The organism is Verrucomicrobiota bacterium (assembly GCA_034440155.1).
In the GTDB taxonomy this organism is placed as follows: Bacteria; Verrucomicrobiota; Verrucomicrobiia; order JAWXBN01; family JAWXBN01; genus JAWXBN01.
On record JAWXBN010000053.1, the window covers coordinates 79,880 to 93,496 of the forward strand.

Annotated in this window: 14 protein-coding genes and 1 other RNA gene; 7 read left to right on the plus strand and 8 right to left on the minus strand. The window is 48.4% G+C overall.

Features of this window, described 5'->3' with window-relative positions:
* Nucleotides 1–8 precede the first annotated feature (8 nt).
* From dxs to thrB, 3 genes are all read right to left on the minus strand, one after another.
* On the minus strand, nt 9–1,946 hold the full coding sequence (gene dxs / locus SGI98_05785; protein MDZ4742914.1) for a 1-deoxy-D-xylulose-5-phosphate synthase: 1,938 nt from the start codon (nt 1,944–1,946) through the stop codon (nt 9–11).
* Between the two features lie 56 nt (nt 1,947–2,002).
* Nucleotides 2,003–2,308: an exodeoxyribonuclease VII small subunit gene (gene xseB, locus SGI98_05790; protein MDZ4742915.1), complete on the minus strand. Its 306-nt coding sequence runs from the start codon at nt 2,306–2,308 to the stop codon at nt 2,003–2,005.
* A 191-nt stretch (nt 2,309–2,499) separates the two neighbouring features.
* Nucleotides 2,500–3,408, minus strand: coding sequence for a homoserine kinase (gene thrB, locus SGI98_05795; protein ID MDZ4742916.1), 909 nt, complete (start codon nt 3,406–3,408; stop codon nt 2,500–2,502).
* A 190-nt stretch (nt 3,409–3,598) separates the two neighbouring features.
* On the opposite strand from thrB, the gene SGI98_05800 reads away from it, so the two are divergent.
* Nucleotides 3,599–4,399 carry a hypothetical protein gene (locus tag SGI98_05800; protein MDZ4742917.1) on the plus strand — a complete coding sequence of 267 codons (801 nt, stop codon included), beginning with the start codon at nt 3,599–3,601 and terminating at the stop codon, nt 4,397–4,399.
* A 113-nt stretch (nt 4,400–4,512) separates the two neighbouring features.
* Entirely contained in the window at nt 4,513–5,340 is an 828-nt protein-coding gene (locus SGI98_05805) for a hypothetical protein (GenBank protein ID MDZ4742918.1), read from the plus strand.
* 6 nt (nt 5,341–5,346) lie between these two features.
* Here the strand turns inward: SGI98_05805 and ubiE are convergent, their stop codons facing one another.
* On the minus strand, nt 5,347–6,027 hold the full coding sequence (ubiE, locus tag SGI98_05810) for a bifunctional demethylmenaquinone methyltransferase/2-methoxy-6-polyprenyl-1,4-benzoquinol methylase UbiE (protein ID MDZ4742919.1): 681 nt from the start codon (nt 6,025–6,027) through the stop codon (nt 5,347–5,349).
* Between the two features lie 111 nt (nt 6,028–6,138).
* On the opposite strand from ubiE, the gene SGI98_05815 reads away from it, so the two are divergent.
* The gene (locus tag SGI98_05815; GenBank protein ID MDZ4742920.1) at nt 6,139–6,846 is read left to right on the plus strand and encodes a C4-type zinc ribbon domain-containing protein; all 708 of its coding nucleotides are present in this window, start codon (nt 6,139–6,141) and stop codon (nt 6,844–6,846) included.
* Nucleotides 6,847–6,962: 116 nt separating this feature from the next.
* An RNA gene (rnpB, locus tag SGI98_05820) (RNase P RNA component class A) lies at nt 6,963–7,343 on the plus strand.
* A 129-nt stretch (nt 7,344–7,472) separates the two neighbouring features.
* Here rnpB and SGI98_05825 read toward each other — a convergent pair.
* On the minus strand, nt 7,473–7,868 hold the full coding sequence (locus tag SGI98_05825) for a secondary thiamine-phosphate synthase enzyme YjbQ (protein MDZ4742921.1): 396 nt from the start codon (nt 7,866–7,868) through the stop codon (nt 7,473–7,475).
* A 97-nt stretch (nt 7,869–7,965) separates the two neighbouring features.
* On the opposite strand from SGI98_05825, the gene cobT reads away from it, so the two are divergent.
* From cobT to cobC, 3 genes are read left to right on the plus strand one after another with little or no spacing between them, the layout of a single operon-like run.
* Nucleotides 7,966–9,087, plus strand: a complete 1,122-nt coding sequence (gene cobT, locus SGI98_05830) for a nicotinate-nucleotide--dimethylbenzimidazole phosphoribosyltransferase (GenBank protein ID MDZ4742922.1) — start codon at nt 7,966–7,968, stop codon at nt 9,085–9,087.
* Nucleotides 9,084–9,833, plus strand: coding sequence for an adenosylcobinamide-GDP ribazoletransferase (locus tag SGI98_05835; protein MDZ4742923.1), 750 nt, complete (start codon nt 9,084–9,086; stop codon nt 9,831–9,833). Before cobT ends, SGI98_05835 begins: the two co-directional genes overlap by 4 nt.
* Nucleotides 9,830–10,396 (plus strand): alpha-ribazole phosphatase family protein, encoded by a 567-nt coding sequence (cobC, locus tag SGI98_05840; GenBank protein ID MDZ4742924.1) that lies wholly within the window; start codon nt 9,830–9,832, stop codon nt 10,394–10,396. Before SGI98_05835 ends, cobC begins: the two co-directional genes overlap by 4 nt.
* A gap of 36 nt (nt 10,397–10,432) precedes the next feature.
* Here cobC and SGI98_05845 read toward each other — a convergent pair whose 3' ends face one another.
* The 3 genes from SGI98_05845 to SGI98_05855 all read right to left on the minus strand — a co-directional run bounded on the left by SGI98_05845 (nt 10,433) and on the right by SGI98_05855 (nt 13,520).
* The gene (locus tag SGI98_05845) at nt 10,433–11,365 is read right to left on the minus strand and encodes a hypothetical protein (protein ID MDZ4742925.1); all 933 of its coding nucleotides are present in this window, start codon (nt 11,363–11,365) and stop codon (nt 10,433–10,435) included.
* Between the two features lie 5 nt (nt 11,366–11,370).
* A complete protein-coding gene (locus SGI98_05850) occupies nt 11,371–12,939 on the minus strand; it encodes a DEAD/DEAH box helicase (GenBank protein ID MDZ4742926.1) in 1,569 nt (522 codons plus the stop codon).
* A 146-nt stretch (nt 12,940–13,085) separates the two neighbouring features.
* Entirely contained in the window at nt 13,086–13,520 is a 435-nt protein-coding gene (locus tag SGI98_05855) for a hypothetical protein (protein ID MDZ4742927.1), read from the minus strand.
* Nucleotides 13,521–13,617: the final 97 nt, after the last annotated feature.

Genomic DNA, 13,617 nt, shown 5'->3' on the forward strand with positions numbered 1-13,617 from the left:
GCAATCTGTTAGACCGCAGCAGGTGTTTTTACTGTAACGGCTGATGGTTCCACAGAATCCACAAAAAAACCGAGAACCTTCTGAACCCCGTTTTTCGCAGTTAACCCGTATTTTTCACGCAAAATCTCAGGTTTCCCATGCTCGACAAATTCATCCGGCCAACCGACACGGGCCACTGGTTTTTCGATTTTCATTTCTTGGAGCTGCTCGATGACAATACTGCCGAAACCACCCATAAGAGCATGATCCTCAAAGGTCAGGAGGGCGTCGGCCTCCCGCGCAAATTGCTCCAGAATCTGGTTATCAAAAGGTTTAGCGAAACGGGCATTAATCACGGCCACTGAATATCCCTGTTTTTCAAGGAGGGTAGCAGCTTCCTGCGCCATGCCCAAAATCATGCCATAACTGATAATCGCCACCTTATGGTCTTTTTCGCCCGCCTTGAAAGGATGAATCACCTCGGCTTTACCGATCTCCAGGACTTTTGGTTTATCCTTCGGGGTCACACCAGTGCCGATACCCCTCGGGTAACGCATCGCGATCGGACCGTCATTATATTGGAGTCCCGTATAAAGCATGTCGACGAACTCGTCCTCATCCTTCGGAGCCATGATCGTCATATTTGGCAGACAACGCATATAGGCAATATCGAAAAGGCCATGATGGGTCGGACCATCGTCCCCGGAAAGACCAGCCCGGTCCATACAGAAAAAGACATTAAGATTCTGCAAGGCCACATCGTGATGGATCATGTCATAAGCGCGTTGCAAGAATGTCGAGTAAATGGCGCAAACCGGCTTTAATCCCATCGTCGCCATGCCCGCCCCAAAAAGGACAGCATGCTCCTCGGCAATACCGACATCATAAAATTGTGCAGGCACTTTCTTTTGAAAATGGATCAAACCTGTCCCAGTGGACATCGCCCCGGTAATACCGATCACGCGTTTATCCTTTAATGCAAATTTGGCCAGTTGGTGCCCTAAAAGCTCGGAGAATGTAGGGGTCGGCATGCCTGTGGTCTCGCCTGTCTCCAGAGTATACGCCCCTAAACCGTGGAATTTATCTGGCTTGGCCAAGGCGGGTTCATACCCCTTACCTTTGATCGTCTGGATGTGGAGGATGACCGGTTCGTCCTGATCTTTGAGGAATTTAAAAGTCTTTACCAAGAGATCAACATCATGGCCGTCAATCGGCCCGTAATACCGGAGGCCCAGATCCTCGAAAAACACGCTGCGTGCCTCGGGTAAAATCATCCCTTTCACGGCTTCTTCAGCACGTTTTGCAAAACCGAGGACACCCTTGCCTCCGATCCGTTCGATAAATTTCTCCGCTTCCTTGTGAATGTGGGAATACTGTTCGCTGGTGACGATTTTATTCAGGTAATGAGCGATCGCCCCGACATTTTTAGAGATGGACCATTCATTATCATTGAGGACAACGATCATTTTCTTTGTGCATTGGGAGATATTATTCAGGCCCTCGAAAGTCACACCACACGTGAAAGCGGCATCCCCGGCCACAGCAATAACATGTTCATCAGTCCCCTTGATATCTCGGGCGGTCGCCATACCTAAGGCTGCCGAAACAGCCGTTCCAGCATGTCCTGCGCCAAAGCTGTCGTGCGCGCTTTCTGTACGGAGCATGAACCCATTTAATCCTTGATACTGGCGAATGGTATCAATGCGGTTGCGGCGACCAGTCAGGATTTTATGCACATAAGCCTGATGACTCACATCCATCAGGATTTTATCCTTGGGGGAATCGAATACATGATGGAGAGCAATCGTCAACTCCACGACCCCGAGATTAGGGCCGAGATGTCCCCCGGTCTTTGAAAGTGCCTGAATGAGCTCTTGACGGATTTCTTCCGCAAGAGTCTTCATTTCATCCAGATGAAGTTTTTTAACATCATCGGGCGAATTAATTTTGTCCAAAATCTTAGCCATAATATAAAATGATTGCCCGTTTTAGTTACAAACCGCCTTTGCTACAAACAGTTTTTTCAGAAAAGAGAATCCTTCTCATTAATGTCTGAATTTGTATCGACTGTTTCATCCCCCCCTGAGGCCGCCTGAAATGGGATGGTAGGGATATCCCCTGCCGCATTTTTTTTGGCGAGGAATTCGATTTTACCCTCAGCTTCTGTGAGCTTTTTTGTACAAAAATGGGAGAGTTCTATCCCCTTTTCATATTTTTGAAGCACTTCATCCAGAGGTAGTTCTGCCGATTCCATCTCATTAACGATTTTCTCCAAGGAAGCTAATGCGTCCTCGAATCTTATTTCGTCAATTTTTTTCTTTACAGCCATCACTTCTTATCTACCACAAAATTGATTCCGCCGTCCAGCCCTCAAATATCCTTTATTAAAAATAATCCTCCAAAAGGGTTCCACACCACACTCCTAATACCTAACCCGACTTCCTCGTGTGGGGCAACCAAGACTATTCAATGTGCATTTGGGAGACCCAGAAGAGGGTGTCTTTGCTCTCACCGGAGTGCCTAGACAAACACCACACCCTCATTGTCGGCGGCGAGGATTTTCACATTTCCGCCTTCTCGGCTTTTATTAAAAGCCCGTTTCATGGCTTGAGCGACAGAGGCCGCACGGTCGAGAGTGATACAGCAAATGGTCGAACCTGATCCGCTCAGCCAGCCCCCGAGGGCGCCGGCCTTTTTCCCGGCATTAATCACATCAAAGAGTTCCGGCAGGAGTTGGGAACGGTAGGGTTGATGAATCCGGTCTTCGAGGAATTGTCCGATCATCGAGTACTCCCCTTCGAGAAAAGCAGCTGTAAGGAGGGAGGAATTACTAATATTACTGACCGCATCCTCACGGGAATAAAGGTCAGGTAGGATCTGGCGTGCTTTTTTTGTTTCCATCTCAAATGATGGCACTAACAGGATGAATTTTAATTTACTGGGCAATTTCTTGCGAATAAATGTGACTTTACCGTCCTTGAATTGAGAGGCGACAAATCCCCCGACAAGGGCGGGTGTCGTATTGTCCGGATGCCCCTCGATTTCGGCGGCTAAATGGGCAAGGTCTTTTTTCTTCAACGGTTTCCCATGCATCCGGTTGAGCCCAGCCAATACAGCGACAATCAATGTCGAGCTACTCCCCAAACCTCGGGCAATGGGAATATCACTGACAATATTCAGGCTAAAGCCCGCACCATTTTTTGTAATCCTTGTCGCCTTATAAAACTTGGTGAAGCTAGCCCGGATAAGGGGCATGGCCCCTTGGACTTTATCCTGTCCTTTTTCCGATGTAATCCGGATCTCGGATTCCTCGGTAAAGGAAAAGGTGAATGTGTTATAAAGTTGCAGGGCAATCCCAAGCGTGTCGAACCCCGGGCCTAGATTGGCCGTGGTTGCCGGGACTTTAATATTCAGGGTGCGGGAAGGCATAATTCAAGCGAGTGCAAAGACATACTTTAGCGGATGCGACAGGGCAAGCACATTTTCTCCATTCTGCCTCTTTCTGGAGAAAACTGTGGTCAAATACGTAAAAAGTTACTTTTTACAATCTTTGCAGAAGTTTCACAATGGATAGGCATGGCATCTGCTTACTATTGATCAATAACAAAGCAGTCATCCTATGTATCACACCCGTTCACAAATCATCCACGAAATTAATACGCGCAAGGAAAACAACATTCCTCTCTACGCCCATTATATTAAGAAAAACACTCCAAAGCTCATCACTTCATCGGTTAAGGAATTTGGTGGTTGGAAGGAGGCAGTAATGGCTGCTGGTATCGAGTACGACCATGTGAGAAAATATAAAAATTGGACAAAAGAATCCATTATTGAAGAGATACATACTTTAAGGAATCAAGGTATTGACCTATCATTCCGGTCCATGATGCTTAGTAAACACGCCTCACTGGTCTATGCAGCCATACGCCCTCGGCGATTTGGCTCATGGCGCAAAGCCTTGTTATCAGCGGGTTTGCCCGCTACGGATATCTACCGTTACCGCTCTTGGAACAATGAAGACATCATTTCCGAAATTAAGCGGTTGGCTGTACTAAGTACGGATATGAGCTCGAAAAAAATGGATGAATCTTATAATGCACTGATATCCACTGCCCGCCGCCGTTTTGGCAGTTGGGCATCCGCCTTGGCCAGGGCCGGGGTCGAGTATGAGGCCATCCGTAAAAGGCGACGCTGGTCGAAAGACAAAATCCTCATGGAAATCAAAAGGCTGCATCAATCCGGCCAGAGTTTGTCCAGTCGCTCCATCCGAGAAAATTACCCGTCCCTCTATTCAGCGGCATGTAAAAATAATTTCTTTGGTAGCTGGACCCTCGCGATGGAAGGGTCAAAAATACTCCCTGAAAAGTCCTCTTACTCCCTTTCTTCGCCTCTTACATCGATCGCCCTGGATGCAGCCTAAGAAAGACTGATTCCTCATTTTTAGTTGAATATTTCTTTCATGCTGACCGTCAGGTGTTATGATCCGACCGCTTGATGAGATCATTTATTGCCACTATTATAGTCGTCTTAAGCATGAATCTATCTTCATGGGCCCAAGTCCGTGTGGATATGAGTTTGAACCGGCTCGACTTCCTCCAATACGAAAATGTCACTGCCAAGGTCAAAATCACGAATATGTCTTCCCGCCCCTTGATTTTTGGAGAGGTCGAGGATGACTGGCTGACTTTTCGACTCGAAGACAGTTATGGAAATATCATGCCCGTTAGAAAGAACTATCGGCAGGCTCCCTATATCAAAATAGATCCCAGCGTCGAAGCCGAGCAATCGATTAATCTCACTCCTCTCTACTCATTCCATAACCCCGGCCGCTACAAGGTCCGGGCGATTGTCTCCATCAATGGTAAAACCTTTTCGTCCCTCCCCAAACCCTTGGAAATCAGGGAAGGCAAACTCATCTGGGAAGAGCAGGTCGGCCTGACGACAAAAGATAATCAGGAAGAATTCCGGATTTTCTCCCTGATCCAGTTCCCCCGTGTCGGAGATCCTTTTTTATACCTCCAAGTCCGCGATGAAAATAGCGGCCTTGTTTATACTACCACTAGGCTCGGACCTGTGATTAACCCCTCGAATGCCGTTGCCGAATTCGACAAGCAGTTTAATATCCACATACTTTTCCAGACACATCCAAAGGCCTACGGGTATTATGAAGCCGATAAAGACGGCAGGCAAATCGATACAGCTATCTATACTTCTTATAACTCGAACCCAAAACTCAAAATCGACGCGCAACGTTTGATCGGGGTATTTGGTGGACAACGCCAAGCTGATGAGAACTCGGCCACTCCTCCCGCGCCTCGTTTTATCCCTCCACCACTACCGCCCGGGCCATCTAAAAACTAACGGGGTTTATTTGACCGCCTCGTGGACCGCCACGATCCCGAAGGTTAAATTCCGGTACGTCACCCGGCTGAATCCGCTATTGTTCAGGATTTTAGAAAATTTTTCTTGATCAGGAAATTTCTGGATGGTCGCCCCGAGGTATTCGTAAGCGCTTTTATCCTTACAAAAAAGAGCCGCCAAGACTGGTAAAATTCCCTTCAAATAAATCCAGTAGAATGGACGGAACCACCCATACGGCTGGGAAAACTCCAAGACGAGCAATTTGCCCCCCGGCTTCAATACCCGTGCAATTTGTCTTAGCCCCGTGTCTAGGCACTCAAAATTCCTCACGCCGAAAGCCACCGTTACACAATCAAATGCACCATCCTCGAAGGGCAAAGAAAGTGCATCGGCCTGAATGAACTCCACCCCCGGCAATTTTTCCCGGGCAATTTGAAGCATCGGCTCACAAAAATCAGCCCCGGTGATCCGGCCTTTGAACCCGGGCCTGTCATACACCGCCTTCGCCACATCCCCAGTTCCGGTCGCTAAATCCAAGACCCGACCCTGAGGTGCAAATTGCTCCACTGCCCGGGAAATAACACTGCGCCAGTAGTAATCAAATCCAAAACTCAGGAAATGATTCAGGAAATCGTATGAACGGTGGATTCCGGCGAACATGGCCGAGACTTTTTTTCCTTCTGGCATATCCTGATGAAACTAGCGCAAATTGCTCTCGCGCGCCACGGTGAATTTTCAAGTTGATTTCGAGGCTGATGGTGCTTGTCGACTCCCGCGCAAATTGCTAAGGCTAAAAATATGCACCCAGCCGTTACCCAGCTCCTCATCATCCAGGATAAAGATCGTAAAATCACCCATCTTAAACTCGAACAAACACAAATCCCACTGGAGGAAGGGCAAATTGCCGCCGAACTCAAAGCGAATATGACCTCTTTCGAGGAGCTCAAGACTAAAACCAAGCAAGTCGAGGCTGTCCGCAAAAAGCTCGAGCTCGATGCCCAAAGCAAACGGGATACCGTCGCGAAATTTAAAAGCCAGATGGCACAGACGAAAAAGAACGACGAATACCAAGCTTTTATGCGTGAGATCGATCATAACGAAAAAGATATCGTGGTGATCGAAGACGAGGAACTCACCCTCATGCAGGATTATGAATCCTTGAATGCCCAAATCGTCGAGGAACAAAAACGCGTCAAGGAATACGAGAAACTTGCCGCCACTCAAAAAGAAGACCTCAAGAATAAAGCCACGGTCGTAGATGAAAAACTCAAGGCCTTGCTCGCCGAACGGGCAGAAGACGCGGCTCAAGTCGAAGTTTCCTCCCTCTCCAAATACGAGCGCATCCTCTCCAGTAAAAAAGATGCCGCTGTCGTCCCTATCGTCCATGGCACCACCTGCGGTGGCTGCCACATGAAAATCACCACCACCACCGTTCATGCCTCCAAATCCGAGACGGTCTTGGCCCAGTGCGAGAATTGCGGCCGGATCGTTTACTTTGACGAGTAACCAAACCCGGTAAAAGTAAATGCCCCCCACTCAGAGGGCAAAACGAGCATCCCTGATATTTTGCATGGACCCCATCAAACCATTTGCAACATCCGGATTCTCCCCCTATATTCATCAGTGAAGCACGCACTATCGCGTTCACGGGCCTGAAAGGGCTCGGGGATGAGGAAAGTCCGAACACCGTAGGGCGCCATGCCATGGAGAACACACGGGAACAGGTAGCGAAAGCCGCCTGTGACAGACAGTGCCACAGAAAATAAACCGCCCCGGTGAAAGCTGGGGTAAGGGTGAAAAGGCGGGGTAAGAGCCCACCGCTCCGTTAGTAATAACGGAGGCACGGAAAACCTCATGGGGTGCAAGACCAAATAGGGAGTCAGCCTTGGCGGCCCGCCAAGCAAAAAAGATTCCGGGTACTGGTCGCATTAGATAAATGATAGTGGCCGTTCCAAGGGAAACTGAGGGCGGAACAAAATTCGGCTTACAGGGCTTCACTTGACGCCCGCCCGTCTGAGGGAAATACCTCCGGGCGGGCTCACCTTTTCTTATTCAAAATGCTTCTCATAAATCTTGGAAGTTTTGGGAGCTTCTTACTTTGTATAAATCCACGGCACGGATGAGAGCAATTATCATTTACTGAATTTCACCCAGACTTGACGTGAACGGGGGCCGTCGAACTCACAGAAGTAGATGCCTTGCCATGTCCCGAGCTGGAGCTGGCCTGATTCGACAATAACGTGGGCACTACTTCCGACACAGGCTGCTTTCATGTGGGCGGCGGTATTGCCTTCGGCATGATCATAAGCCTCATCCTTCCAGGGCATCATTTTCTCAAAAAGATACTTCAAGTCATGCTGCACATCTGGGTCGGCATTCTCTTGGATCATGACCCCTGCTGTCGTGTGGGGGATAAAAATGGTGACGATCCCGTCTTCGAGCCCTGCCTTCGAGACCTCCTGTTGCACTAGCCGGGTCATATCGACAAATTGCGTGTGATCAGACGTATTCAGGGAGAGTCGTTTCATAGAAAATGATTTTAAAGGTAAACCCTGTCCATTTTCAAGGTATTCAAGGTCAAAGCTTCATTGCAAGTTGACCCGCCCACGATTATGCTTCCCGTCTATGAAATTACCGGAGATCGCTGTCCCGGGGGAGTCTATCCGTGTATCCCTCCAGCAAAAAATCGATTCAAAGACCAAACCTCCGGGTTCACTCGGAGAGCTCGAACAAATCGCCCTCCGCTTGGGAATGATCCAAGGGACACTTTCACCGCAAATTGCACAACCCTCCATTCTTGTTTTTGCGGGGGACCATGGTGTGAGCGCCAGCGGGGTGAGCCCCTACCCTGTCGAGGTGACACGGCAAATGGTCTTGAATTTCCTCGCCGGTGGTGCGGCGATTAATGCCTTCTGCAATTTGCACAAACTCGCATTCTCTGTCATAGATTGTGGTGTTAAAGGCGGGGAATTCCCCCCTCACCCAAATCTCATCTCTTCCCGCATGGGGGAAGGTACTCGGAATTTCCAGAATGAACCCGCCATGACTTATCCCGAGGCTGAAAAAGCGATTACCCAAGGCATCGAAATCGCCCGGGCGACTGCCGCAAAAGGGGCTAATACCATCGGATTTGGGGAAATGGGCATCGGAAATACATCCAGTAGCTCTGCCATTATGGCCACATTCACCGGTCTGCCACCGGCGGATTGTGTCGGCCGAGGAACGGGTCTCGATTCAGCCGGCATTTCACGTAAAGCCGGGATCATCTCCCTCACCCTCGAACGTATGGCGGCTACTGCCGACCCGGTGGAAATCCTCGCACAAGTCGGCGGTTTCGAGATCGCCCACATGGCCGGAGCCATGATCGGGGCTGCCAGCGCAAATTGCGCGGTGGTCGTGGACGGATTCGTCTCCACGGCGGCCTACCTCGTCGCCTATCATCTGAAACCCGAAATAAAGAACTTCGCTTTTTTCGCCCACTGCTCGGATGAGCGCGGACACCGCAAAATGCTGGAATTCCTCGATGTAACCCCTCTTCTCCAGCTCTCCATGAGACTCGGGGAAGGAACCGGTGCAGCACTGGCGATCCCCCTCCTCCAAGCAGCCTGCGCCTTTACGGAAAAAATGGCTTCATTCGACTCCGCCCATGTGAGCAAAAGCGAAGTAGAAACAACCTCTTGCCACTTAACGGATGAAGAAAACGGGAAGATGCCGATTTTATCTCAGGAGGCGCATCAGACATCATGAAAGACGAACTTAAAATATTCCTTTCGGCGGTCATGTTCTATACCCGGATTCCTGTTCCGTCCTGGGTGGGACACTCGGATGCCCAGCTCAATCAGGCAAGCCGGTATTTCCCCCTGATCGGGTGGATTGTGGGCGTTTGGTGCGCGCTCGTATTCTGGATCGCCGTCCAATTTGTCCCCCAGCAAATCGCTCTTGTCCTGAGTATAGTGGGCGGAATCCTATTGACCGGAGCCTTCCATGAAGACGGATTTACTGACATGTGCGACGGGTTCGGCGGCGGGTGGGAGAAAAGCCAAGTTCTCGGGATCATGAAAGATTCCCGTATCGGTGCCTACGGCGTCATCGCTATTATCCTGATGCTCGGACTGAAGTTTCTTTGTCTGAATGAACTACCCGCCCTATTAATCCCGCTTGTATTAATAGCAGGCCACGCCAGTAGCCGCTTGGTCACAGTCTCACTTTTGATTTCCTTGGATTACGTTCGAGACGATGCCTCGGGTAAGTCAAAGCCCTTAGGGACACACCTGAGCACCGGCAATTTCCTCATCGCCTGTATAGGGGGTCTCCTCCCTTTCCTGCTACTTCCCCATTTTTTTCTTTGGTTATTGATTCCCCTGATCATCTTCCAGCTTTTATTCTCCCGCTACCTTAAACACCGGATAGGAGGCTACACGGGCGACTGCTTGGGGGCATCGCAGCAAATTTCCGAGGTCATCTTTTATCTCGGTGCCGTTATCCTTTTATGACCATCATTCTTATCCGTCATACGCGGGTGAAAGTCGTCCCGGGACTTTGTTACGGCCAGAGCGATATTCCCATCGCTGACACTTTCGAGGAGGAATCCTGCACAATCTTGCGCAAATTGCACGGGTTCGACATTTTAAAGGCGGAAATCATCTCCAGCCCCTTATCCCGCTGCACAAGGCTGGCGGATAAAATATCAGCCCGTTACCGCACAGACTCTCGCCTGATGGAACTCGATTTCGGCGAATGGGAACTCCAAAGCTGGGACTCGGTCGACCGCCAAAAAAGCGATTATTGGATGGAAGATTTCGTCAACCGTCGTTGTCCACAGGGGGAATCTTATTCTGACATGGAAAACAGGGTGCAGGAATTCTTTCATCAATCCTTATCAGGGAAATCCGACCCCGTGATTCTCGTGACCCACTCCGGAGTCATCCGCATCTTCCATGCTTGGGCGAGCGGATGTCCTCTCAAGGATACTTTTAATCTCAAGGTGGAATATGGCGATATTTTCACCATCGAGTCAATAGATGGGCGATTAGGAAAATTCGAGAAGATCAATTAATCCGCATTGAAAGATACATGCCCATTTGAAAAAAAATTAAATTTCTTCAAGTGAAAGAATCAATTCAAAACTCAGACTCGCTCCAGGCTCAATCTGTGAAAGTTCTCCGGGACGTCCGAAGGAGTTGGGCAAATTGCTCCAGGGTTCAATACAGAAATAAGGGCTTTTCGGATCAGGTGCCCAAAGTGCGACATATTGCCGGTTTGAACCAAAACGCCACTGGACTTTGGTTGCAAGGCCACTGGTCTTATCCAGTAAACGCATGAATGGATAAGCAAATTGCGTGAAATAGCGGGTTCCACTGAAATCAGAGGCTATCATCACTTTCCCTCCATTAAAGGGTTCGGACCGATAATCGATCCAATCTTCTGATTTTTGGATTATCTCTGTGCAGTAAGGCATTTCGAGAAGCACATCATTCCTCTGTGACTGACTGGCAAGAGGCACTGACAAGTAAGGATGATAACCAAATGCCATAGGCATTTTCCCTGAAGAAAGGTTCTTCACTTTCACGTTTGTACTAAAGGCCCCATTGGTGACAGAAAAAGTGATTTGTGCCAAAAATTCAAAAGGGTAATCTGCGAGGGTTTCCGCTGTAGATCCGGCTTCCAAGGTCACCGAATCATCCGTTTGAGATACAACTTTAAAAACTTGTTTTCTCAGGAATCCGTGTTGAGGAAGATGGAATAGTTGATTACCCACCTCGTAGGCGTCTTTCTGGCTCTGAGCCATGACCCAACTGGGAAATGGGAAAAGTAGCGGGCTACCCCCCCGGATTTTGGTGGGATAAAGGGCCATTTCCTTAAAATCACGATGTAATACACTGACATCCTTGTGATTCGGTGTGGAGGCTACATAACTCAACCCCCAAGCTCCCATCATCGGAGCAATTTGCGCAACCGCACCCTTTCCGTCGGTAATTTCTATGATATCCGAGCTGAGTTCAGGAATGTGCAATTTGCGCGCCATAAGGATTATTTCCTCTTCTTTTTCATCGCTTGCGGATCCAGCAAAACGGTATAAAGGTATTTAAAACCTTCTAATTTGGCCCGATTGATTTTCTGTCCGATTTTAGCCTCGATAGCCCCGACATAGGGCTGCTCCTCAGCTGTAAATAAAGTCAGGGCATCCCCTTCAGCCTCAGCGCGTCCAGTCCGTCCAATGCGGTGTACATAATCCTCGGGGTTTTCCGGAACACTATAATTGATCACATGGCTAACGCCCGCAACGTCTAGACCACGGGCGGCAATATCCGTGGCGACCAAGACTTCATATTGTCCGCTCTTAAACCCATCGAGGGCTTCCACCCTTTCACGTTGGGAACGATCGGAATGGATCACTGTCACGGTGTGTTCACTCGACCCGAGACGGGCGGCGATCATATCCGCCTCGACCTTGGTCCGCGTAAAGACGATCACACTCTTGTAATCTGTTTTTTCAAGGATTTCCATGAGTAGTTCAAATTTCTGATCCTTGGCCACGGGATAAAGTGCATGGCTGATCGTCTCAGCAGGCCTAAAGGTACGAACCACTTCGATTCGTTTTGGATTATTCAAAATCCATGAAGCCAGACTTTCGATCTCCGGGGGGATCGTGGCCGAGAAAAGTAGTGTTTGGCGTTCCTTAGGCATTTGAGAAACGATACGTTTGACATCAGGAATAAAGCCCATGTCGAGCATACGATCCGCCTCGTCAATGACCAGATGCTGGATTTTATCGAGGAAAAGCTCTTTCTGCTCAAGTAAGTCAAGAAGACGACCAGGGGTAGCCACAACAATGTCCGGTTGATTTTGTAAGGCTTCACGTTGGATCCCATAGCCCACACCGCCGTAAAGGATCGCAATCCTTAGGCCTGTATACAGACTGTATTCCCTGAAAGAGTCTGCCACTTGGAGTGCGAGCTCGCGTGTGGGAGCCAACACGAGGATGCGTGTATGCCCTTGATCGTGATCACCAAGCTTCGTCACCAGTGGTAAGGAAAACGCCCCTGTTTTCCCGGTTCCTGTCTGGGCAGACCCGATCAAGTCGCCCCCTTCTAAAATAAGGGGAATCGCCTGTTCCTGGATCGGAGTGGGTTTGGAGTAACCCTTTTTCTGGGCAGCCTGGAGAACTTTTTCGCTCAGTCCCAGCGCTGCAAATGGTGAATCCCAATCGGTGGCAGGAGGTGGCTCGATAGGTTCAGCAGGGGCTTTGGGAACGACATATTCCTCTGTTTTCGGACGTGGCTTACGTTCGTCCGAATATCTTCCTTCACCCGAACGCCCTGCACCCCCACTCTGGTGACGAGGTCCTGCACTTTTTGAGCCTGATCCACGGGAATGGGAAGACGAAGAGCGTGGTGGCCTGCTGGTCGAGTCAGAACGTTCCACTCCACGGTAGGTAGGCGACGATGTTTTGTCTGATTTTACCGGATGACGTGAATGTCCTTTTGGAGGAGGCTCTACTTTTGAGCGGGTGCCGATTATTACTTCGGCTTTTTGCTTTTCAGTCTTTTTTTTGTCTTTTAACTTACCGAAAATTTTACCAATGATCTTTCTTAACATATGAATACTTTTTCTCTCTTTAGAATCCACTCCACTTCTTGCCGATAATCTTTGCCCGAGTCAACCATTAGCAGAAAAATGAAAAAGCCTGTTTTTTTTGAGATTACGCATAAAACAGGCTTTAACCGATATAATAAATAATTTAGCTATTCAATAAACGAATAAATACCATGTTTTACCTTATAAATATGATTATCCCTTGGATTATTAAGAACTTTACTAATACTCACTCGGAGACTCGCATCATTCATTTTTCCATATTTTTCACAAAGCTCATCAATGATTATATTCACCTTAACATCACCTTTTCCTCTGATACATTCATAGACCAGAGCTCTCATTGAACCCTTACGAATAGAAGGTAAGTATGTGCCTTTAGGACGTCCACGCCCCTTTTTTGATGCCAATAATAATACTGCGCCAATTTGTCCCTCTTCCATACTAAAGAGGGCCTCAAGCTTTTGACGGGCCACTTTCAAGTTTTGTAATAGGGCAATTGCCGTATCTATTTCATCTATAGTGGCATCCTTAAACTCTTGAATGGCATTAGAAACTATTTCTGAGGGAGGGATCATATTCATTAGCCTATTATTCTATATTTTTAGAGTCAAATGAAAAACATGTATATAATTTTTCGTATCTATGGAATTTCTAAATTAATTCTTGCCACTATAATAG